General features: G+C 73.7%; 19 protein-coding genes and 2 pseudogenes. 5 read left to right on the forward strand and 16 right to left on the reverse strand.

The window, feature by feature from the left end; translation table 11 throughout:
- Window position 1: 1 nt before the first annotated feature.
- From MOTC310_RS09835 to MOTC310_RS09850, 4 genes are all read right to left on the reverse strand, one after another.
- On the reverse strand, window positions 2-778 hold the full coding sequence (locus MOTC310_RS09835; protein ID WP_331301631.1) for an SDR family NAD(P)-dependent oxidoreductase: 777 nt from the start codon (window positions 776-778) through the stop codon (window positions 2-4).
- A gap of 332 nt (window positions 779-1,110) precedes the next feature.
- Entirely contained in the window at window positions 1,111-1,656 is a 546-nt protein-coding gene (locus tag MOTC310_RS09840; RefSeq protein WP_331301632.1) for a hypothetical protein, read from the reverse strand.
- On the reverse strand, window positions 1,622-2,215 hold the full coding sequence (locus tag MOTC310_RS09845; protein WP_331301633.1) for a hypothetical protein: 594 nt from the start codon (window positions 2,213-2,215) through the stop codon (window positions 1,622-1,624). Before MOTC310_RS09845 ends, MOTC310_RS09840 begins: the two co-directional genes overlap by 35 nt.
- Window position 2,216: 1 nt before the next feature.
- Window positions 2,217-3,443 carry a phosphopantetheine-binding protein gene (locus MOTC310_RS09850; protein WP_331301634.1) on the reverse strand — a complete coding sequence of 409 codons (1,227 nt, stop codon included), beginning with the start codon at window positions 3,441-3,443 and terminating at the stop codon, window positions 2,217-2,219.
- A 421-nt stretch (window positions 3,444-3,864) separates the two neighbouring features.
- On the opposite strand from MOTC310_RS09850, the gene MOTC310_RS09855 reads away from it, so the two are divergent.
- The 4 genes and pseudogenes from MOTC310_RS09855 to MOTC310_RS09870 all read left to right on the forward strand — a co-directional run.
- Complete coding sequence (locus MOTC310_RS09855) at window positions 3,865-4,932, forward strand: GNAT family N-acetyltransferase (protein WP_331301635.1); 1,068 nt, start codon at window positions 3,865-3,867, stop codon at window positions 4,930-4,932.
- Window positions 4,933-4,961: 29 nt separating this feature from the next.
- Window positions 4,962-6,293, forward strand: a complete 1,332-nt coding sequence (locus MOTC310_RS09860; protein ID WP_331301636.1) for a lysine N(6)-hydroxylase/L-ornithine N(5)-oxygenase family protein — start codon at window positions 4,962-4,964, stop codon at window positions 6,291-6,293.
- Window positions 6,294-6,388: 95 nt separating this feature from the next.
- Window positions 6,389-7,306, forward strand: coding sequence for an MATE family efflux transporter (locus MOTC310_RS09865; protein ID WP_473753822.1), 918 nt, complete (start codon window positions 6,389-6,391; stop codon window positions 7,304-7,306).
- Window positions 7,261-7,446: pseudogene (locus MOTC310_RS09870) on the forward strand (MATE family efflux transporter); the annotation flags it as partial. The gene MOTC310_RS09865 and the pseudogene MOTC310_RS09870, both read left to right, overlap by 46 nt.
- Here the strand turns inward: MOTC310_RS09870 and MOTC310_RS09875 are convergent.
- Entirely contained in the window at window positions 7,417-8,241 is an 825-nt protein-coding gene (locus MOTC310_RS09875) for a sigma-70 family RNA polymerase sigma factor (protein WP_331301638.1), read from the reverse strand. The pseudogene MOTC310_RS09870 and the gene MOTC310_RS09875 overlap by 30 nt on opposite strands.
- A gap of 345 nt (window positions 8,242-8,586) precedes the next feature.
- Here MOTC310_RS09875 and MOTC310_RS09880 point away from each other — a divergent pair, with 345 nt between their 5' ends.
- The gene (locus tag MOTC310_RS09880; RefSeq protein ID WP_331291456.1) at window positions 8,587-8,982 is read left to right on the forward strand and encodes a DUF3307 domain-containing protein; all 396 of its coding nucleotides are present in this window, start codon (window positions 8,587-8,589) and stop codon (window positions 8,980-8,982) included.
- A gap of 32 nt (window positions 8,983-9,014) precedes the next feature.
- Here MOTC310_RS09880 and MOTC310_RS09885 read toward each other — a convergent pair whose 3' ends face one another.
- The 11 genes and pseudogenes from MOTC310_RS09885 to MOTC310_RS09935 form a co-directional block, all read right to left on the reverse strand.
- Window positions 9,015-11,270 carry an SLC26A/SulP transporter family protein gene (locus tag MOTC310_RS09885; RefSeq protein ID WP_331301639.1) on the reverse strand — a complete coding sequence of 752 codons (2,256 nt, stop codon included), beginning with the start codon at window positions 11,268-11,270 and terminating at the stop codon, window positions 9,015-9,017.
- Between the two features lie 562 nt (window positions 11,271-11,832).
- Window positions 11,833-12,102, reverse strand: coding sequence for a hypothetical protein (locus MOTC310_RS09890; protein WP_331291454.1), 270 nt, complete (start codon window positions 12,100-12,102; stop codon window positions 11,833-11,835).
- Between the two features lie 144 nt (window positions 12,103-12,246).
- Window positions 12,247-13,422: an FMNH2-dependent alkanesulfonate monooxygenase gene (ssuD, locus tag MOTC310_RS09895; RefSeq protein ID WP_331301640.1), complete on the reverse strand. Its 1,176-nt coding sequence runs from the start codon at window positions 13,420-13,422 to the stop codon at window positions 12,247-12,249.
- Window positions 13,423-13,540: 118 nt separating this feature from the next.
- Window positions 13,541-14,392, reverse strand: a complete 852-nt coding sequence (locus MOTC310_RS09900; protein WP_331301641.1) for an ABC transporter ATP-binding protein — start codon at window positions 14,390-14,392, stop codon at window positions 13,541-13,543.
- Complete coding sequence (ssuC, locus tag MOTC310_RS09905) at window positions 14,392-15,174, reverse strand: aliphatic sulfonate ABC transporter permease SsuC (protein ID WP_331301642.1); 783 nt, start codon at window positions 15,172-15,174, stop codon at window positions 14,392-14,394. Before ssuC ends, MOTC310_RS09900 begins: the two co-directional genes overlap by 1 nt.
- Window positions 15,174-16,223, reverse strand: a complete 1,050-nt coding sequence (locus MOTC310_RS09910; RefSeq protein ID WP_331301643.1) for a sulfonate ABC transporter substrate-binding protein — start codon at window positions 16,221-16,223, stop codon at window positions 15,174-15,176. Before MOTC310_RS09910 ends, ssuC begins: the two co-directional genes overlap by 1 nt.
- Before the next feature lie 18 nt (window positions 16,224-16,241).
- Window positions 16,242-17,201, reverse strand: coding sequence for an aliphatic sulfonate ABC transporter substrate-binding protein (locus MOTC310_RS09915; protein ID WP_331301644.1), 960 nt, complete (start codon window positions 17,199-17,201; stop codon window positions 16,242-16,244).
- 37 nt (window positions 17,202-17,238) lie between these two features.
- Window positions 17,239-17,787 (reverse strand): annotated as a pseudogene (gene msuE / locus MOTC310_RS09920) (FMN reductase); the annotation flags it as partial.
- Window positions 17,788-18,257: 470 nt separating this feature from the next.
- The gene (locus tag MOTC310_RS09925) at window positions 18,258-18,599 is read right to left on the reverse strand and encodes a hypothetical protein (protein ID WP_331301645.1); all 342 of its coding nucleotides are present in this window, start codon (window positions 18,597-18,599) and stop codon (window positions 18,258-18,260) included.
- A gap of 163 nt (window positions 18,600-18,762) precedes the next feature.
- Window positions 18,763-19,803: a sensor histidine kinase gene (locus MOTC310_RS09930; RefSeq protein ID WP_331291448.1), complete on the reverse strand. Its 1,041-nt coding sequence runs from the start codon at window positions 19,801-19,803 to the stop codon at window positions 18,763-18,765.
- Window positions 19,790-21,298 (reverse strand): ATPase domain-containing protein, encoded by a 1,509-nt coding sequence (locus MOTC310_RS09935; protein ID WP_331301646.1) that lies wholly within the window; start codon window positions 21,296-21,298, stop codon window positions 19,790-19,792. Before MOTC310_RS09935 ends, MOTC310_RS09930 begins: the two co-directional genes overlap by 14 nt.
- Between the last annotated feature and the right edge of the window lie 206 nt (window positions 21,299-21,504).

Raw genomic sequence — 21,504 nt, forward strand, 5'->3', positions numbered from 1 at the left:
GTCAGCGCGGCGGCATCCGGAGCGCCCCGTCGAGCCGGATGGTCTCGCCGTTCAGCATCGGGTTCTCGCAGATGTGCCGGACGAGATCGGCGTATTCCGACGGGCGGCCGAGGCGCGGCGGGAACGGCACGCTCTGGCCGAGCGTGTTCTGCACGTCCTGGGGCAGGCCCGCCATCATCGGCGTCTCGAAGATGCCAGGGGCGATGGTCACCACCCGGATGCCGTGCCGGGCGAGTTCCCGGGCGACGGGCAGCGTCATGGCGACCACGCCGCCCTTCGAGGCCGCGTAGGCGGCCTGCCCGATCTGACCGTCGAAGGCCGCGATTGAGGCGGTGTTCACGATCACGCCCCGGGCGCCCGCCGCGTCCGGCGCCTCGCGGGCGATGGCGTCGGCGGCCAGCCGGATCATGTTGAACGTGCCGACGAGGTTGACCGAGACCGCCCGCGCGAAGGTCTCGAGCCGGTGCGGCCCGTCGCGGCCGACCACCTTCTCCCCCGGCGCGATGCCGGCGCAGTTCACGAGCCCGTGGAGGTGCCCGAACGCGTCCAGCGCCGTCCGGACCGCCGCCGCGCCGTCCGCCTCGCGGGTGACGTCCGTCTCGGCGAAGCGGGCCTGCGCCCCGAGATCCGCCGCCACCCGGGCGCCGGCCTCGCGGGCGATGTCGGCGACGACCACCCGGGCCCCCGCCGCCGCGAGGCCCCGCGCGGCCGCCTCCCCCAGGCCCGAGCCCGCGCCCGTGACGATGAAGACCCGGTCCCTGATCATCTCGCTCGCCATCCTGGCTCCCCGACGCTCCCGGGCGGCCGACGGCGCCCCGCGATCTCCGAGGTAGCGCGGCGGCGCGGCCGCCGGAAGGCGTCCGGCCCGCCACCGGGGCCCGTCACCCCGGCCGCCCGATTGACGTGTGATTTTTTCCCACATACAGATCGGGAAGACGGCCCATGTATCGGATCGTCTCTCCAAGTGTTTCCGACGCCTCATCGCGCGGCGGCAAGTCGTCCGGCCGCGCGCGGCCTGTTGCGGCCCGTCTTCGGGCGACGGGCCGGCCCCACCCGTCGTCCTCCGGTCCCGCCCGTACGGGAGCGGCCGATCCCTCACGCCTGATCAGGTCAGCCATGGGCGCCCACTGGATCGAGACCGCCGCCCGCCACTGGCGGCACGGCCGGATCGTCGGGCATCGCTTCGCCGAGCGGAATCCCGGCATCCGCGCGGCGCTCCGGGCGGCCAAGCCCGGCAGCGTGCTGCTCGCCGGCAATTCCCACGCCGAGTTCGTCGGAACGCCGGATCTCGGCGGCCGGCGCTGCATCAACATCGCGGCCGGCGGCAGTACCGCGGCCGCGGTGCTGATCATCGGCACCAACGACATCCCGCTCTGGCGGCATCCCGAGCGGGCCCGGGTGGTCGACCGGTTCGAGGCCGATGTCCGGGCCATCCTGCGCAGCCTGGAGGCCTGGGCCGCGCAGGTCTTCGTCGCGGCCGTCCCGCCGATCGGGGCCGACGCGACCGGCCGGGATCCCGCCGCCGTCGCGGTCTTCTCGGATCGCCTCGCGGCGCTCTGCGCCGCGGGGGGCCACGCCGTCTTCGACCCGTTCGCGGCGTGGCGCGTCGGCACCGGGGGGCTCACCGGCCCGGGCCCGCACCGGGACGGCGTGCATCTGGCCGATTGCGCGCCCCTGGCGGCGGCGCTCGCCCGCGCGGTGGCGATCGACATCGGGGTGATCGACGCGGCCCCGCCCGCGCCCGTCCGGAGGCCCGCAGCGCCGGGATGTAGTAGCGGCGCAGATGCGCCCGCACGCCCGGCGCGTCGGACAGGTGGGCGAAGACCCGCTCGAAATCCGGCCCCGGCGCGGGCCTCGCCTGCACGGTGACGGCGCTGCCGGCCGGGGCCGGCGCCGGAAGCGGCCGTGCCACCATCCAGCTCGCCGGGTAGAGGATCGCGGGCTCGAACAGGGCGCGCAGCAGCGCGATCTCCCCGTCGTCCCGGGCCAGGAAGGCCGGCGCCCGGGCGCGCCCGAGGGCCGCCGCGCCCGCCCAGGCGAACTGGTCGGGACGGTGCACCCCGAAGGCGAAGTTCAGGGTCGGGTCCGGGATGCTGCGCGACCAGACGTAGCCGGCGCCCCCGGGGCCGTGCTCGAGGCCGTCGATCAGGGAGCCGGTGAGCGCCGCCACATGGGCGTCGCGCAGGGTCTCGAAGGTCGGTTCGGGCTCCCGCATGTCAGGCGGCGGTCCAGGCGGGGGCGTGTGCAGGGCCCCGGGCGGCGGGCGCCGTCAGCGCGGCGATCCGGTCGTGGAGGTGCGGCGACAGGACGATGTCGAGGTGATCCGTCTCGGGGACGGTCTCCACCCCGAGGAGCCGGTCGGTGAGGGGCGCCCAGTCGATCACCGGCAGGCCGCGGGCCCGCGACTCCGCCGCCACGAAGCTGCGGACCGGCACCGTGCCGGGATCCAGGCGGAGGGACCGGAACTGGATCGCGTGGTCGACGAGCGTCCAGAGCATCCGCTCCCGGCTGCCGACCTCGGGACCGTCGGCCGGCAGGGGCTGCGGCTCGGCGGCCAGGAAGCGCAGGAACTGCACGGCGGCCTCCGGGTCCATGCGGGCGCGCAGGGCCTCCCAGTGCGCGCGCATCGGCGCGCGCGCGAGCCACGCCTCGACGAGGGCCTCGTGCGCCGCCCGCTCCGCGGGCTCGACCGGCCGGCCGGCGCCGGGGGCGAAGTTGGCCTCCAGGCCGCAGGCGTCGAGCATGCCGACCCAGTCCAGGGGGAAGCCGGGGCCGAGCCGCCGGGCGGTCTCGTAGGCGAGCACGCCGCCCCAGGACCAGCCGAGGAAGACGCAGGACCCCGCGCGGCCGCGCATCAGGTCGCGGACCCGCTCGGCGTAGGCCGCCGCGAGGTCGGCCACCGGCGGCAGCGGCCGGACCGCCTCGACCAGGGAGGCGCAGAGGAAGCCGTGCGCCTCCTGCCCGGGGCCGAGATGGGCGACCAGGGGCTCGTATTCGCGGGTGCTGACGAGCAGCCCCGGGAACAGCACCAGCAGCGGCCGGCCGCTCTCCGCCCGGCCGGCGGACAGCCGGACCAGGGGGGCGAGGCCCTCGTCGGCGGCCTCCGATCCGGCGTCGATCCGGTCCGCCAGCTCCGCGACGGTCGGGTCGCGCAGGAGATCCGCCACGCCGATCCCGCCCCGCGGGGCGATGAGGCGCAGGCGCGCCACCAGCCGCAGGGCCGACAGGGAATCGCCGCCGAGCGCGAAGAAGCGCCGGTCCGCCGCCCGGACCGGGAAGCCCAGGCACTCGGACCAGATCCCGGCGAGGCGCCGCTCCGTGGCGGTGCCGGGCGGGCGCCCGCGCGGGTCGTCGGCGGCGGGATCCGGCAGGGCGTTGCGGTCGACCTTGCCGTTGGCGGTGACCGGCAGCCGGTCGAGGATCGTCAGGCTCGCCGGCACCATCGGCTCCGGCNGTGCGCCGGATCCGCGATCCAGTCCCGCGCCGCCGCGATCCCGCAGGGGCCGTGCGCCCTGGTCCAGCCGGCGGGCAGCGCTCGGTCGGGCGGCCAGAAGGCGCCGTGCCCGGCCCGGTCGAAGGCCACCACGACCGGCCCGCGGGTCCAGTCCGCGGCCGCTTCGTCGACCGTGCTCGGGGCCGCGCCCGCACCCGTGTCCGCGCTCGCCTCCTGGCCGTCCCTGTCCATCCGCTCGCTCCTGCGCCGCTCCGGGCTTCGACGGAGTGACGGTTGAGGCGGGGCGCGGTTCACGATCGCGCGCCCGGAGTCGGCGGACGCCGCCCGCACGAAACTCCTGAACGCCGGGCGGTCCCATCCGTCAGGAAGGTGCCGGCGACGCGGCGGTGCCGGCGACACGCGGAGGACGGATGACGGACGCTTCGAGGCCACGGTCGCGCGATGCCGGCGCGCATCCGGCGCGGATCCACGATGACGGAGCGCAGGCAGCCGCGCAGGCGGCCGCGCAGGTGGTCGCACAGGTGCCTCTCACCCTGGGCGGGACCCGGGACGCACCGGTGATCCGCCTCGCCGAGCCGGTCGAGCCGGCGGCGGCCGCGGAGGCAATCCTGGCGCGCGCCGAGGCGCTGACCGCCGAGGACACGCAGGTCCTGCGCATCGGCGTCGCGGCCGATCCGGCGACGTACGGACGGCTGCTCGACCTCGGCGCGGCCCGGCCCGCCGGCGACGGGGTCGAGATCCTGCCGGGGCTCCTCTGGCAATGCGCCGCCCGCTGGCTCCCGGCGGCGCGTCCGCCCTTCCCCGAGCTGTTCACCGTCACGGCCGGCCGCCGCCACCCGCTGCGGCCCCGGACGCCCGCCGGCACGGTCTACGCGCGGGCGATCCCCTGGCTCGGCCGGCGCCTGAGTTTCCGCACGATGACGGAGCCGGGCGACGTCGCCCTGTTCTCGGCCTGGATGAACGACCCCCGGGTCGCCGCGGTCTGGCAGGAGACCGGCACCCTGGAGGCGCACGCCGCCTACATCGCCGCGCTCCGGGCCGACCCCGCGACCCTGCCGCTGTTCGGCTGCCTCGACGGCAAGCCCTTCGGCTATTTCGAGCTGTACTGGGCGCGGGAGAGCCGCCTCGGGCCGCTCTACGAATCCGGTCCCTACGACCGCGGCTGGCACGTCGCGATCGGCGACGCGGCCGTGCGCGGGCGGCCCTATCTCTCCGCCTGGCTGCCGTCGCTGATGCACTACCTGTTCCTCGACGAGCCGCGCACGCGGCGCGTCGTCGGCGAGCCGCGGGCCGATCACGCCCAGCAGATCCGGAACCTCCACGGCTCCGGCTTCGCGACGATCGCCACCGTCGACTTCCCCCACAAGCGCGCGGCCCTCGTCGCCCTGTCGCGCGAGCACTTCGTCCGCGACCGGCTCTGGGTGCCGGGCGCGGCCGCCGCCGACGCCGCGCCGCGGCCCCCCGCCGTGCCGGCCTAGACCGCCCTGCGCGAACAGAGATGCGAGCGATGACGGATCACCCCGCGACCGACGACATCATCGGGATCGGCTTCGGCCCGGCCAACCTGTCCCTGGCCATCGCCCTCCGGGACGCGACCGGCGACGGGCCGCCGCGGCCGTCGCTGCGGTTCATCGAGCGGCAGGAGCGGTTCGGCTGGCACCGGGCGATGATGCTGCCCGGCGCCGACATGCAGATCAGCTTCGTGAAGGACCTCGTGTCCCTGCGCGACCCGACGAGCCCGTTCAGCTTCCTCAACTACCTGCACGTGAAGGGGCGGCTCAGCACCTTCCTCAACCTCAAGACGTTCACTCCGTCGCGGGTCGAGTACAACGACTACCTCGCCTGGGCGGCGGACCAGTTCTCGGACGCGGTCGCGTACGGCGAGACCGTCGAGATCGTGCGGCCGGAGATCCGCGACGGCCGGCTCGCCGCCTTCGTGGTCGAGGCCCGGGACGGCGCCGGGACGCGCCGCCCGCGCCGCTGCCGCCACCTCGTCGTGGCGGCGGGCGGTGACCCGGCGATCCCCGCCCCGTTCGCGGCCCACGCGCGGGACCGGCGGCTGATCCACTCCTCCTGGTACCTGCCGGGGATCGCCCAGGCCCTCGGGGCGCCGCGCTTGGACGGGCCCGAGCCCCGCATCTTGGTGGTGGGCGGCGGCCAGAGCGCCGTGGAGATCGTCACCGATCTCGGCGCGCGCTACCCGCGGGCGCTCGTCGACCTCGCGATCCGCGGGCCCGCCCTGAAGCCCGCCGACGACAGCCCCTTCGTCAACGAGATCTTCGACCCGGCCTCCGTCGACCGGATCCACGACGCCCCGGCGCCGGTTCGGGCGGAGCTGATCGCGGCCCACCGCGCCACCAACTACGCGGTGGTCGACGCCGACCTGATCCAGGACTTCTACGCCACCCTCTACGAGCAGACGGTGAGCGGGGTGACCCGCTACCGGCTGCGGCGCAGCACCCGGGTCGTGGCGCTGGACCCGGCCGCCGAGGGCTTGAGCGCGACCCTGCGCGACGACGTCGACGGGACCACGGAGCGGCAGAGCTACGCGGCCGTGATCTGCGCCACCGGCTACCAGCGCGCCACCGTGCCGGCGCTCCTCGAGCCCCTGCGCCCGTTCATGGCCGCCACGACCGCCGACCGGAACTACCGCCTGCCGCTGCAGCGGGCCGAGCCCCGGGTGAGCCTGCACCTCCAGGGCTTCAGCGAACCGACCCACGGGCTGACCGAGACGCTGCTGTCGATCCTGCCCGTGCGGGCCGGCGCGATCGCGCGGACGATCCTCGCCGAGGAGCGGGCCGCCCGCGCGGCGATCCGCTCGGCCGCCGCGACCCCGTGATGCGGCCGGTCGATCTCGACCAGGACCGGGTCGTCGCCCTGGTCCTGCGGCTGTCCGGGCCGGCGATCCTCGGCATCTCGGCCCACGCGCTGCAGATGCTGGTCAACGCGTGGTTCGTGGCCGATCTCGGCGCCGCCGCGATCGCCACCATCGCCCTGGCGTACCCGGTGACGCTGCTGGTCGCGGCGCTCGGCTACGGGGCCGGGATCGCGGCGGCCTCGCAGGTCTCCCGCGCCCTCGGGGCGGGGGATGCCGACCGGGCCGCGGCCGCCGCCGGCCTGGGCTTCTGGCTGAGCCTGCCGGCCGGGCTCGCCGTCACGGGGGCGATCGCGGCCGACACCCCGTTCTGGCTGCGACTCCTCGGCGCCGACCCCGCCCTCGCCGCGGAGGCCGCGCCCTACACGGCGCTGGCCACGATCGGCACGGCCCTCATGCTGGTGATGATCGTCGGCGGGTTCGTCGTGCGCGCCCAGGGCCACGCGCGCCTCAGCGGCGCCGTCATGGTCGGCAGCTTCGGCCTCAACATCCTGCTCGACGTGCTGCTGATCCGGGTCTGCGGCCTCGGCACCGTCGGCGCCGGCTGGGCGGCGATCGGCGCGCAGCTCGCGGGGGCGGCCGCCTACGGCCTGCATTTCGCTCGGGCGCGGGGACCGGACCGGGTGTCGATCCGGTGGCCCGGCGGCCGGATCGGGCGCGGGGCCCTCGGCGAGGCCCTGACGCTCGCGCTGCCCGCCACCGGCTCCAGCCTGCTCGCGGCCTTCGCGATGGCGCTGTTCGTGGAGGCGGCCGCCCCCTACGGCGACGCCGCGGTCGCCGCGCAGGGGATCGCCCTGCGTCTGACCCTGGTGGCGGCGCTGCCGCTCCTCGGGACGATGGCGGGCGCCCAGGCGGTGCTCGGCCACGCCGCCGGCGCGGGCCGCCGGGACCGGCTGCACCGCGCCNCCGGCTGCACCGCGCCCTCGCCTTCGTGCTCGCCGCCGCCCTCGCCTACGGGCTCGTCGTCGGTGGCCTGATGCTCGCCTGGGCCGAGCCCCTCGCTGGCCTGTTCGCGCGGGATCCCGCGACCGCCCGCGAGGGCGCGCGCGCCACCGCGGTCTTCGCTCTCGCCTTCATGCCGGTGGGCCTACAGCTCACGGCCGCGACCCTGTTCCAGGCGATCGGCGCGCCGCGCCGGGCCGCCGCCGTGTCGCTGGCGGCGCAGGGGCTGGCGCTGATCCCGCCGCTGCTGATCCTGCCGCCGCTCCTCGGCTACGCAGGGGTGCTCGCCAGCCGGGTCGCGGCCGAGTTCCTGGCCGACGGGCTCGGCCTCGCGCTGATCCTGGCCTGGGGCGTCGCCGCGCGCCGGGCAGGCGGCGCAGCGCCGGTCGAGGGCCGCGAGGCAGTGCAGGTGGCCGCGGCGCACGAGACCGCACACCAGGGCGCGTGAGACCCCGAGCCGGGCCGCGATCTCGATCTGCGGCACGCCCTCGACACGGTGGAGCCGGAAGGCCGTGCGCACCGGCTCCGGCAGCTCGGCCACAGCGGCCTGCACCTGCCGCAGGGATTCCCGCGATGCCGCGGCCGCCTCGGGGGTCCCCGTACCGGGATCGGCCGGGTCCGGGGCGGCGTCGAGGCCGGTGAACAGGCGCCGCTCGAAGCCCTGCCGCCGCGCCCGGTCGAGGGCGAGATTGCGCACCATCCGCCCGACATAGGCGGCCTGGATCGCCGTCTCGGCCGGGGGCGGTGGATCGGCGATCAGCCGGAGCAGCACGTCCTGGACGACGTCCTCCGCCTGGGCCGGGCAGCCGAGGATGCGGCGCGCGCCCGCGAGATAGGCGGCGCGGTGGCGCTCGAACGCCGCGAGATTCCAGGATCCGCCGGGCGGCGGCCGGCCGGGCCGGCGCACCGCGACGATCCCCCGGCCGGAGGCGCCGGCGTCGCAGTTCCAGGTCGTCACTGTCCCGCTCACGATGTCCCACCGGCATGGCCGGTGCGGGTAGGACGATTATCATGCGGCTGTTCTGTGCAACAACGTCTATCTTCGCGGATTAGAATGATTAAAACTTACCGCATCAGCGCGTTGCTAGCGGAAATAGCTGAGATGCTCCGGATTTCTCCGTGGAGAGCGGCAAAACATCGGACTGAGTTTTGAATTCTACAGTGCGGCGTCCGCGAACGGGCCGGCCGCCGCGCCGGGTTTCGGTCCGCGCCAGGGTCCGTCGGCGCGTGTATGCTGACGCTTCCTCGATTCGGGGCGCGGTGCGCGCATCCGAACCCTTCCCCGCAGGATCGCGGCAGGAGAGCCAGGGCCGCGATGCCGTCCGTCGATACGCTCGTCCCGGTGGGTGCCTTCGCGCTGCTGGTCTTCGCGTTCGCCGTGAAGCACCTCGCGGCGGATTTCTTCTTGCAGACCAACTGGATGGCGCGGGGCAAGCAGCGGTCCTCCGCTTGGCTCGGCCCCCTCTGCGCCCATGCCGGCCTGCACGGCCTCGGCACGCTGCTGATCGCGCTCGCGGTGAAGCCGGCCCTGTGGTGGCTGGCGCTCGTCGATTTCGCGATCCACACGGCGATCGACCGCGGCAAGGTGCTGGTCGGCCAGCGGACGCGCCTGCCGACCACGGATGCCCGGTTCTGGTGGCTGATCGGCATCGACCAGTTCCTGCACCACGTCACCCATCTCGGGCTCGCCGTGGCGCTGGCGGCGGGCTGATCCGCCCTGGATCCGCGGCGCCGCCGGGCGCGCTACTGCATCTCCGCCTCGAGCAGCCGGTTCGTGTCGGAGACCTTGCCGGCCAGTTCCAGCATCAGGAAGCGCTGGAAGGCGAGCGCGAGGTCCGGGCGCTCCCGCTCCATCCGGGCGAGGGCGGCGCGGTCGATGCCGACGACCCGGCAGGCGCTCTCGGCGACGGCGGTGGCGGTGCGTCGCCCGCCTTGGACCAGCGCGATCTCGCCGATCACCGTGCCGGCCGTGGTGGTGCGCAGGCGCAGGTTGCCGCGGCCGGGGACCTCCATCTCGATGGAGACGAGGCCCTGCTCCAGGAAGTAGAGGGCGTCGGCCGCCTCCCCCTGGCGCATCAGCGCCGCGCCCGCCGGGAGTTCGCGGACCGCCAGATAGGGTGCGAAGTCGTCCGGCCCGAACGTGCTGCCCAGGCGGTCGGCCATGTGGCGGGCGAACAGGGCGACCTCCCCCGGGCCGGCGCCGCCGGCCTCCGCCAGCAGCGTCGCCTCGGCGGCGCGCAGGGCCTCGTCGAGCGTGTCGAGGATCCGGACCCGCGGGTCGGCGGCGAGCCCGTTGCGGGTGATCTGCAGGCGCGCCGCGGGATCGAGATGGACCAGCAGCACGTCGAAGCGCCGCTGCTCCGCGAGCTGGCCGACCTTGCGGAATGCGATCAGCGCCGAGCTGTCGAGCCCCACGGTCTCGCGGAAATCCAGGATCAGGACGCGCAGATCCCCGGCCTCCGCGGCGGCCCGGCGGTAGATCGCCTGCGCGTTGAGGAAGAACAGGTAGCCCTGCAGGGTGTAGATCCGGGTCCGGCCGCCGGCCGCCTCGAGCCGCGCGGCCGCGTCGGGACCGCGGATGACGCTGCTGCGCCGCTCCGCCCCGGAGAGCGACCGGCGGATCGCGCCGATCTGCCCGTACTGGACCCCGAAGATCAGGATCGCCAGCAGGACGCCGACGAGGAAGCCCGTGGTGGCCCCGAAGAACGCGGTGGCGGCGCAGACGACCAGCGCGATGGCGATCTCCCAGCCCGGAAGGGTCCGGCTGGCGACGCCGAGGTTGAACAGAAGCCCGATGCCGATGGCGATCAGGGCGCCGCCGGCCAGCGGGCGGGGCAGCAGCGCCAGGGGGCTCGCGCCGACGATGAGCAGAGCCGCCATGACCGCGAGGGTCAGCCACCAGCCGAGCCAGTGTCCGCCGCCGATATTGTGCAGCAGGAGCGTCGATGTACGGCCGAAGCCCATCGCGGAGCTGCCGAACACGCTGCCGACCAGGTTGGTGGCGCCCGAGGCGACGAACATCCGGTCGATGTCGAGGTCGCGCCGGATCTCCAGCTCGACGCTCACCACGTAGAGGATCTGGATGATCACCGCCACGACGACCAGGGTGGCGATCTTGGGCCAGATCGGCAGGAGCAGGTGCGGGTCGAAGGCCATCAGGCTGCCGATGGCGGGCGGCCGCAGCAGCGTGCCGGTCGGCAGCGGCTCGATCAGCCATCCCGATGCCTGCCCGGCGGCGACGCTGGTGCCCGTCCAGGCCAGCCCGAGATGGACCACCGCGAGGCTCGACAGGATCACCGCGGGGTAGGTCCCCCAGTGCCGGACGATCCGGGGCATGTAGAAGGCGCAGAAGCCGATGACGAGGGTCAGGGCGATGCGGGCGAGCGCCCCGGCATCGATCCGGCCCGGATCGAGGTTCGCCGGGTCGACGGCGCGGAGCAGCGCCGCGAGCGGGTCGTCGACATGGCCGCCGATCTGCACGCCGCTGCGCAGGAACAGCAGCCCGACGCCGCCGAGGAAGCCGGCGAGCACCGGGTAGGGCAGGAGCTGCACCAGCAGGGAGGCTCGGAGGGTGCCGAGCAGCGCGAAGATCACGCCCGTTGCGAAGGTCGAGACGCCGCAGGCCACGAGGACGAGCTGCCCGACCGTCTCGGGATCGGTGATGCCCGCGGCCTCGAGCTGCCCGGCGACCGCCGCGGCGATCGCCGCCTGCACGATCGCGGCCGCGCCGATGAAGGACAGCGAGACCCGCGCGGTCCGGCGGAGCGCGATGAAGACGAGGCTGCCCAGGACGTAGGCCGCGAGCAGCGCCGACAGGCCGGCCGCGCGGCTCTCCGCCAGCGGCCCCGAGAAGATGAGCTGGGAGTAGCTGATGAGGTCGAGCAGCAGCACCATGACGGTGACGGCCGCGGCCGCGACGATGCGCGCCCCGCGCAGCATCGCCTCGCGGCCACCGGCCGGGGATGCGGTCCCGGCGGTCGTCAGGTCGGTCGTCGTCATCGGCACGGCACCCGCGTCTCGAGATTCCGATGGGGCGGACCGCGCAGATCCCGGGGCAGATCCCGTGCAATCACGCGCACGGATCGTCGCCGAATCGCAGGACCTGACCTTGGCCGCGCCAGTTCTTATCGGATGGCAGGTGCCGGCTTAAATTATCGTGCAGGCCGCTTCGGCGCGGCAGCATCGTGGGGATTGCTGCGGTGGATCGCGCCGCGCATCGGCCGATCCGTCGCGCCTGGGCGGTGCCGGCCGGCATTGTCCGGGAGAACCGGTTCCGTGTCCGGTCGCGAGGCGGCATCGGCCAGGACAGGTGCGCCGGATTCCCGCGCCCGTGCGGGCAGAGGGTTGTCCAAGACGCTATTTAGGGAGGCCAGGGCGCCGGTTTCACACCGTCATCCCCGGGGCCGCGCAGCGGCCACCCGGGATCGGGACCGGCCGAGGCACCGAGATCCTGCGGGGATGCCGGCTCCGGGCTGCCCGGCTTCGTGCCCCTTCGGCGCGGGGCTCGAGCGCGCCGCGGCGGCTTCGGCCCGGGGCCGCGGACGCGTCGGGCTTTCTGCTCTCAGCGCGCCTCGCTGACGCGCTTGGTCGCCCGCTGCTCCTTCTTGTAGGCGGTGATCGCCGCCGAGCAGTTCGGGGAGAGCTTCTTGAGATTGGCCTTGAAGCAGGCCTCGACCTCCGGACCGCCCGGCGCGTAGGCGCTGCAGAAATCCATGTAGTCGCCGGTGCAGTACTGCTTGAGCGCTTCCCGGGCCGGGGATTGCTCCGCAAAGGCCGCGGCCGGGCCGAGGCACAGACCGATGGCCAGGAGGGCCGTCTTGGTCGCAGTCATCGAAATCCTTCGCTCGTCCAGGCCGCGCGACCGGGTCGCGCGGCGATGGGCGGTGCGGATGGGCGCCAAGGATGGCATGACCATGACGCCCGATCTGTTCGAATGCAGATCAGCCATGCCCCGTGCCGGCGGGGCCGCCGCCGGTCAGTGCGCGCCGACGCGGCGGGTCGGCACGAGGTCGTTGGCGATGATCTCGCCGAACGGGCCGTCGTTGCGGGCATTGCCGACCGGCCGGCCGGTGGTGGCGCGCAGCGGCAGCTTCGGGAAGACCAGCTCGGCGAACCGGTAGGCCTCCTCCAGGTGCGGGTAGCCCGACAGGATGAAGCGGTCGATCCCGAGATCGATATACTCCTTCATCCGGTCGGCGACCTGGTCGGCCGAGCCGACCAGGGCCGTCCCGGCGCCGCCGCGGACGAGGCCGACGCCGGCCCAGAGGTTCGGCGCCACCACGAGCTTGTCGCGGTTGCCGCCGTGGAGCGCCATCATGCGGCTCTGACCGACGGAATCCTGCCGCTTGAGGGTCTCCTGGGCCTTGGCGATGGTGGCGTCGTCGAGCTTCGAGATCAGGGTTTCGGCGGCGTCCCACGCCGCGGCCTCGGTCTCGCGGGCGATGACGTGCAGGCGGATCCCGTACGAGAAGGTCTTGCCCTTCGCCTCGGCGGCCTGCCGGGCGGCGGCGATCTTCTCGGCGACCTGGGCCGGGGGCTCGCCCCAGGTCAGGTAGACGTCGCAATGCTCGGCCGCGACCGCCATGCCGGCCGCCGACGAGCCGCCGAAATAGAGCGGCGGGTAGGGCTTCTGCACCGGTGGGAAGATCACCCGGCCGTTCTCGGCGCGCAGGTGTGCGCCCTGGAAGGTCACGGTCTCGCCCGCGAGCAGGCCGCGCCAGATCGTCAGGAACTCGTCGGTGACGGCGTAGCGTTCGTCGTGGGAGAGGAACACGCCGTCGCCGGCGAGTTCCACCGGGTCGCCGCCGGTGACGACGTTGATCAGGAGGCGCCCGTCCGAGATCCGGTCGAGGGTCGCGGTCATGCGGGCCGCCGCGGAAGGCTCCATCAGGCCCGGCCGCACCGCCACGAGGAAGCGCAGCTGCTTGGTCAGCGGCGCCAGCGCCGAGGCGACGATCCAGGAATCCTCGCAGGAGCGCCCGGTGGGCAGCAGCACGCCGTAGTAGCCGAGCTCGTCCGCCCCCTGCGCGATCTGCCGGAGATAGCTGAGCGAGACGTCCCGGGCCCCCTCCCGCGCGCCGAGATAGCGGCCGTCGCCGTGGGTCGGCAGGAACCAGAGGACGTCGGCGCGCCCGTCATTGGCTGCTGTCATCGGAATCTCCTGTGCGGCCCGGTGGCCGGATGCGGAAAAGCCGGACCCGACTGCGCGGATCCGGTAATCGTCGAGAGCTAGGGCGGGCCGCCGCTTCCGGGAAACGGCGGCCCCGCGTTCAGGCGGTCGGCTGCGATCCGAGCAGGTGATCGAGGATGCGGCCCTCGAGGCGGGCGAGGTCCGGATCCCCGCGCCGGCGCGGCCGCGGCACGTCGACCCGCAGGTCGAGGGCGATCCGGCCGGCCTCGACCACGAGGATGCGGTCGGCCAGCGCCACGGCCTCGGTGACGTCGTGCGTGACGAGGAGCGCGGTGAACCCCTGCGCCCGCCAGATCCGCTCGATCAGGTCCTGCATACCGATCCGGGTCAGGGCGTCGAGGGCGCCCAGCGGCTCGTCGAGGGCGAGCAGGCCCGGCCGGCTCACCAGCGCCCGGGCCAGGGCCACGCGCTGGCGCTGGCCGCCCGACAGGGTGGCGGGCCACTGCCCGGCCTTGTCGGCGAGGCCGACCTCGGCGAGCGCCGCCAGTGCCCGCTCCCGGCGCTCGGCCCGGGTGCCGTGCCCGGACAGGCCGACCGCCACGTTGTCGACGACCCGCGCCCAGGGCAGCAGCCGCGGCTCCTGGAACATGATCCGCTTCGGCGGCTCGGACCGGCGGGGGGAGCGCTCCGACCCCTCCAGATCGACCCGGCCGCCGGTGGGCGTCTCGAGCCCGAGGATGAGGCGCAGCAGGGTGCTCTTGCCGCAGCCGGAGCGGCCGACCACCGCGGTGAACCCGCCGGCCGGCAGGAACAGGTTCAGGCCCTCGATGACGGCGTTGCCGTCGAAGCTCTTGTGCAGGTCGCGGACGGTGACGGCGATCCCGCGGCCGACGGGCTCCGCCAGGGCGCGCCCCGGCGCGGCACTCGCGGCCGGCCGGGGATCGGGGCCGAGGTCGGGAAGGGCCTCGCGGCGGACGGCGTCGAGCAGCATCAGGCGCTCCTGTAGGCGGGGTTCCAGGCGAGGCAGGCGCGCTCGAGCTGGCGGGTCAGGGCGTCGGCGAGCTTGCCCAGCGCCGCGTAGATCAGGATCGCCAGCACGACGACGTCGACCAGCATGAACTCGCGGGCCTGCATGGCCATGTAGCCGAGCCCCGACGAGGCCGAGATCGTCTCGGCGACGATCAGCGTGAGCCACATGATGCCCAGCGCGTAGCGCAGGCCCACGAAGATCGACGGCAGGGCGCCGGGCAGCACCACCCGGGTGAACAGCTCGGTGCGGGACATGCCGTAGACCCGACCCATCTCCACGAGGCCCGGATCCACCGAGCGGATCCCGTGCAGGGTGTTGGCGTAGATCGGGAAGAACACGCCGAGCGCCACGAGGAACAGCTTGGCCTCCTCGCCGATGCCGAACCACAGGATCACCAGCGGGATCAGCGACAGGTGGGGCACGTTGCGCACCATCTGCACCGAGGTGTCGGTCAGCCGCTCCGACAGCCGTGACAGGCCGTTGGCGAGGCCGAGGGCGAAGCCGATGCCGCCGCCGACCACGAAGCCCGCCAGCGCCCGCAGCGTGCTGACGCCGAGATTGGTCCAGAGCTCCCCGGTCCGCCCGGCCTCCCAGCCGGCCCGGACCACGTCGAGGGGCGCCGGCATGAAGCGGTTCGAGACGAGGCCGGTCGTGACCGCGGCCTGCCATCCGAGCAGGATGGCGGCCGGCAGCAGCCAGGGGGTCGCGGAGTCGCGCAGGCGGTCGAGCTTGGAGGGGCGCATCAGCGGTTCTCCGTCCGCGTCTCGGACTTGACGGCGGCCGTGGTCCCGGGCGGCGTCCAGACCGCGTCGGCGACCCGGACGGGTTTCGGCAGGAGGCCGAGGTCGTGGAAGGCGTCGGCGACCTTCTGCTGGTCGGCGATCGCGTCCGCGTCGAGGGGCGCGACGCCGTAGGACAGGCGGCCGAGCGCCACGGCGAGGACCGGCGCGGGGATGCCCACCGAGGGGGCGAGTTCCGCCGCCACGGCGTCGGCATGGCCCTCGGCCCAGGCATCGATCTCCCCGATCGCCCTCAGCACGGCCGAGACGACCGCGGGGCTCGTGTCGGTGAAGCCGCGCCGGGACAGGTAGAACTGTCGGTTGGGCGCGAGCGCCTGCCCGTCGGCCCCGCGCCCGTCGACCAGGATCCGGGCGCCCGCGGCGCGCTCGGCGGCGGCCTGGAACGGGTCCCAGATCACCCAGGCGTCGACCGAGCCGCGCACGAAGGCGGCGTTGGCGTCGGCCGGCGCCAGGAAGGCGAGTTTCACCGCGTCGTAGGGCACGCCCGCCTGCTCCAGGGCGCGCACCAGCAGGTAGTGGACGTTCGATCCCTTGTTGAGGGCGACGGTCTTGCCGCGCAGGTCGGCGACGCTGCGCACCGGGCTGTCCTTGGGCACCAGGATCGCCTCACCCCGCGGCGCCGGCGGCTCGGCGGCGACGTAGCGCAGCTCCGGGCTCGCGGCCTGGGCGAAGATCGGCGGCGCCTCGCCGGCCGAGCCGAAATCGATCGCCCCGGCATTCAGCGCCTCCAGGAGCGGCGGGCCGGACGGGAATTCCGACCACGAGACGGCAGTGCCGAGAGGCTGAAGCGCCTTCTCCAGGGTGCCGCGGCCCTTCAGCAGCACGAGGGACCCGTATTTCTGGTAGCCGATCCGGATGCTGCCGCCCGCGCGGGCCGGGCGCAGCAGCGCGACCGCCGCGAGGCCGAGGCCGGCGGACAGGAGATGGCGGCGGTTCGGGGCGCGGCCGCTGGCGGGCGACAGGGACGGCGCGCGGGGCGATCGGTCGGTCATGGCTCTCTGCGGTCGGTCTCAGCCGTTGCGGGCGGGGGGCGTCCAGACCGCGTCGGCGATGCGGATCGGCTTGGGAATCAGTTTCAGGGCGTGGAAGCGGTCGGCGATCCGCTGCTGCTCGGCGGCGACGCGGTCGGTCATGGGGCCGATCACGTAGTCGGTCCGGTCCACCGCCCGCCGGGTCGCGGAGAGCGGCACGCCCGTGCCCTGGGACAGGAGCGCGGCGACCGCGCCGCGGTTCTGCGTGCACCAGGCCGCCACCTCGCCCAGCGCGTCGATCGCCGCGGTGAGGACCGGGGCCCGGCTCTCCGCGAAGGGCCGGCTCGCCAGGAAGAAGTTGTTCTGCGGGGTGACGTCGCTCGCGCGCACCAGCACGCGCACGCCCTCCCCCTGCTCGGCGATGGCGAAGTACGGGTCCCAGATCGTCCAGGCGTCGATGCTGCCCCGGGCGAAGGCGGCCGCGGCGTCCGCGGGAGCCAGCGTCACAGGCTCGATGTCGGCGTAGCTCAGGCCGGCCTTCTCCAGGGCCGCGATGGTCAGGTTGTGGGAGCTCGACGCCTTGGCGAAGGCGACGCGCTTGCCCTTCAGCGCGGCGAGGCTGCGGATCTCCGAGCCCTTCGGCAGCAGGATCCCGGCGCCGGAGCCGCCGGCCTCCTGGGCGGCCGCGTAGACCAGCTCGGACCGGGCGGCCTGGGCGAAGATCGGCGGCGCGTCGCCGGTCTGACCGAGATCGATCCCGCCCACCGACAGGGCCTCCAGCAGCGGCGGCCCGAAGGAGAACTCGACCCAGCGCACCGCGTGCCCGAGGGGCTCCAGGCGCTTCTCGATCAGGCCCTGCTGCTTGGCGACGACCAGGATGCCGTTCTTCTGGTAGCCGATCCGCAGCACGCCGGGCTCGGCAGCCCGGGCGACCGGGGCGAGAGGGGGCGCGAGGGGCAGGGCCGCGAGGGCGGCCAGCAGGGCGCGACGGTCGAGCATCGGCCGGCTCACTCGGCGGCGGCGAGGGTGAGCGGCGCTGCNCTGCGGCCGCCCGGTGCACGAGCAGCGCGGCGAGCTGCCCGCCGGCCTCGCGGGCGCGGGCACGCACCCCGGCCTCGGTCAGCGCGCCGTCGCTGAAATCGGGATCGGAGGCGTAGACCGCGGTCGGGATCTGGAGCGCCCCGAAGAAGCCGAAGAGCGGCCGGAAGGCGTGCTCGACCACGAGGGCGTGGCGCGCGCCGCCGCCCGTGGCCACGATCGCCACGGGCTTACCGGCGAGCGCCCCCGGATCGACCAGGTCGAACAGGTGCTTGAACAGGCCGGTATAGGCGCCCTTGTAGACCGGCGAGCCGACGACCAGCCCGTCCGCCTCCTCGATGGCCGCGAGCACGCCGCGCGCGGCCGGCGCGAGCTGGTCGCGTGTCCAGGCGGCGCCGAGGCCGGTCCCGGCATCGACGAAGTCGAGGATCTCCGCGTCGAGGGGAGCCTGGGCGCTGGCCTCGCGGAGCACGGCATCCACCAGCGTGCGGGTCTTCGAGGGCCGCTGCACGTTGGCGCTCAGCCCGACGAGTCTCGGTCGTGTCATTCCGGATGCCTTGCTGCGAGACAGGATGACGGACCGCCCCGATCCCGAAGAACGGAGGTTGCGCGGCCGGACATCCGAACAGGCCGCTAGAATTGATGGCTGCGACTTCCGCCGTCAATGAAATGGCGTTCCCAATTGGCCGGTGAAGGAAAAACGTTCTCCCCGAAATCGGGCGACAAATATGGAATTTCATCTCGACCGCCGCGCAGAACGGGCGCGAGATCTTGCGTGCCGGCGGTTCATCCGCGCGAGAGGCGGGGTTTTATTCTCTCGGAGCGCCCGGCGGGAGAAGCGTGTTCTCGGTGCGCGGGCGGACCTGGAACCGAATCGCCAAGTCCGGGATCCGGGGCGGAGGGGGAATCCAGCGCGACCGGAACGCTGCCTGCGGTGACACCTTCGCGGTCGTCAGCGCCGTCGTCACCGCCGTCCTCGACGACGCGCCCTGCGGCTCCAAAGCGGCAGGCGTGTGCCTACTTGCGGACGAGGAGGTGCTGCACGGTGCCGTCGTCGCCGTACTTGGTCCACATCTGCGCGCAGGCCTCCTCGGGACGCTGCCGGAGCTGCGCCAGCTCCGCGTCGAGGTCGTGCTGCAGGGCGACCGAGCGCTTCTTCGTGAAGAAGTCCGCGTGATTCAGATGGTTCTCGCGCGAGAATTGACGGAAGCGCTCCGTGTCGATCCGGACGGCCGGACAGTGTCTCGCGGCCAGATCGGCCTCGATCCCCGGGCGGAGCGCCGGAATGTCCTTCTGCAAAGACGAGCGACGGGCTTCGGCCCAGGTACCGAACACGGCCCAGGCCAGTGCGGCCGCCACGAGAGGAGCAAATCTATTCATCGCAAGACGTATCGCTGTGCTGCGACATCCTAAATCTCGCACCTGCGATAAGTTCGATCAGGACCGCAGAAGGCAAGACACTTCTGTGTGAAAGCGCACGCCCCGCGACAGACGCGGCGTCGGGTCCGGAACCCTGACGGCCTCAGTACGCCGGGACGACGCGCGTCTCGGGCAGCGGCGCCCGCATGGTGAAGTGCAGCCCGGCCGGCTGGAAATCGAAGGCGATGTCCGCCTGGCACTGGACCTTCAGGACGCGCTGCAGCAGCGTCGAGCCGAAGCCCTTCCGCGTCGGCACCGCCGTGGCCGGACCACCCCGCTCGGTCCAGTCGAGGTGCAGCATGCGGGCGGCCGGCGTCTGCTCGATATCCCACCGGATCGCGATCCGGCCCTCCGGAACCGACAGGGCGCCGTGCTTGGCCGCGTTGGTCGTCAGCTCGTGGATGGCCATGCCGGTCGGGACCGCGAGGTCGCCCATCAGGTCGATCGGAGGGCCCTCCAGCTGGATGCGGGCGCCCTCGACGTCGTTGTAGGGGCCGAGCTCGTTCATCAGCATGTCGCGCAGGGGCGCCTGCTGCCAGTAATCCTCGGTCAGGAGATTGTGGGTCTTGGCCAGCGAGATCACCCGCGCCGAGAACGACGCGTAGAACGCGTCGACGCTGGTGGCGGAGCGCGCCGAGGCCCCGAGCAGCGCCTGCACGGTCGCCAGCGTGTTCTTCACCCGGTGATGCAGCTCGCGGATCAGGAGCGCCTGCCGCTCGGTCGTGCGCTCGCGCTCCTCGAGATGGGCCCGCGCCTCGAGCTGCCGGCGCTTGGCGCGATGGGCGGAGCGGGCGGCCATGACCAGCGTCGCCGGATGGAACGGACGTTCCAGCACGCTCACGTTGCCCAGCATGTCGGTCAGCTGCGCGTCGGGCTCGGCGCCGCGCAGCCGCAGGAGGATGAACGGGAAGTCGGACCAGGGCGGCTGCGCGGCGATCCAGTCCGCCAGGGCCTGGCGGTTCGAGGACAGCAGCGCCTCCTCGGTGAGGACCGCGCAGGCGGCCGTGTCGAGCCGGGAGACCACCTCGGCGAGGCTGTCGCAGATCTGCGTCGCGATCCGTCCCTCGCCGAGGATGGCCGCGGCGACGACGGCGTCGCGGCCACCCGGGGTGAAGATGAGAACCGGCGGTTCAGCCTCGGTCATCAGCCGTGCGGGCGGGCAAGAGGGACGACCGCTCACCTTCGAATGTCGGAATGCCGGTCATGACTCCTCGGAACGCACTCAGCGGTTCGCCAACGCGGATCCCGTCGGAGTCGATCCGCAATTCGCGGATCGTGTCCTCGTGGCTGCCGGTGCGCTTCTTCACGACCGAGATCGCGCGCCGAAGCCGCCCCTCGGCCTCGAAGGTGCGGAACAGCAGGATCGTGTCGCTGAGATACGTCAGGTCGACATTCGCGCCCATCGCCCCGATCATCCCGTGCTGGGCCAGGACCAGGAGCGAGATGACGCCCTGCTGGTTCAGGTAGGTCAGCAGCTCGTGCATCTGCAGGAGCAGGTAATTCTCCTCCGGCATGGCGTTGTGATAGCCGGTCAGGGAATCGATCACGACCGTCTTCACGCCCTGGTGCTCGACCGCGTTCTGCACGATGTCGGCGAGTTCGCCGGGCGAGACCTCGGCCGGGTCGATCTGCTCGACGAGGAGCGCTCCGGCGTTGATCGCGTCGTCGATCGGCATCGCGAGGCCGCGGGCCCGGCGACGCAGGACGCCGGTGGTCTCGTCGAAGCTGAGGATCAGCACCCGCTCGCCGCGGGCGATCGCCGCGGTGACGCAGGTGAGCGCCACCGTGGACTTGCCGACGCCGGACGGGCCGATCAGCATCGTGCTGGTGCCCCGGTCGAGGCCGCCGCCGAGCAGCTTGTCCAGTTCGGGGCTGCCCGTGCCGCACTGGTCCTCGGGGAAGGTGCCGAGATGCTCGGCCGCGACGAGGCGCGGGAACACCGTGAGCCCGCCGCGCCGGATGACGTAGTCGTGGAACCCGCCCCGGAACGGCGTGCCGCGCATCTTGATCACCCGCAGGCGCCGCCGCGCGCCGCCGTACAGGGGCGCGAGCTGCTCCAGCCGGACCACGGCATGGCTGAGACTGTGGAGGTTCAGGTCGTCCGTCTCGGCGGTGAGATCGTCGAGGAGCAGCGCCGTGGTGTTCTGGATGAGCAGGAAGCTGCGCAGGGCGTGGACCTGCCGGCGGTAGCGCAGCGATCCCTGCGAGAGCAGCCGGATCTCCGACAGGCTGTCGAACACCACGCGCTGCGGCTTGAGCCGCTCGATCTCGGCGATCGCCAAGCGGACGGTCTCGCCGAGTTCGAGGTCCGACGTGTGGACGAGGCTCTGCTGCTGCCCGGGATCGAGACTGAGTTCCGGCGCGACGAGCTCACAGATCTCGATGCCGTCGAGGGACCAGCCGTGGCGCTCCGCGACGTTCAGGAGCTCGCGCCGGCTCTCCGAGAGCGTGATGTACAGGCAGCGCTCGCCCCGCCTCACGCCGTCGAGGAGGAACTGCATCGCCAGTGTCGTCTTGCCGGATCCGGGCCGCCCCTCGATGAGGTGCGAGCGCTGGGACGCGTAGCCGCCGGCCAGGATGTGGTCGAGGCCGGTCACCCCGGTGGAGACCGGTGCCGCGTCGTGATCGGTCACTGCCATGTCCAGGTCCCTGCCGTCGTCCCGCGGGCGGGCGGCCCGTCGACCGCGTGACGGAACGCGGAGCCCGGTCTCGTACACGATGGCGCGCGGGGCGCGAAACGCCGCCGGCGGTCGCGCCCCGCGTCTCACGGTTGCAGGATGCCCCTCCCCGGCGCCCGGTTCCCGGGGAACGCGACGCGCGCAGGGCGCGGACGCCGGGGTGGTCG

The organism is Methylobacterium oryzae, from assembly GCF_036441375.1.
GTDB lineage: Bacteria > Pseudomonadota > Alphaproteobacteria > Rhizobiales > Beijerinckiaceae > Methylobacterium > Methylobacterium oryzae_A.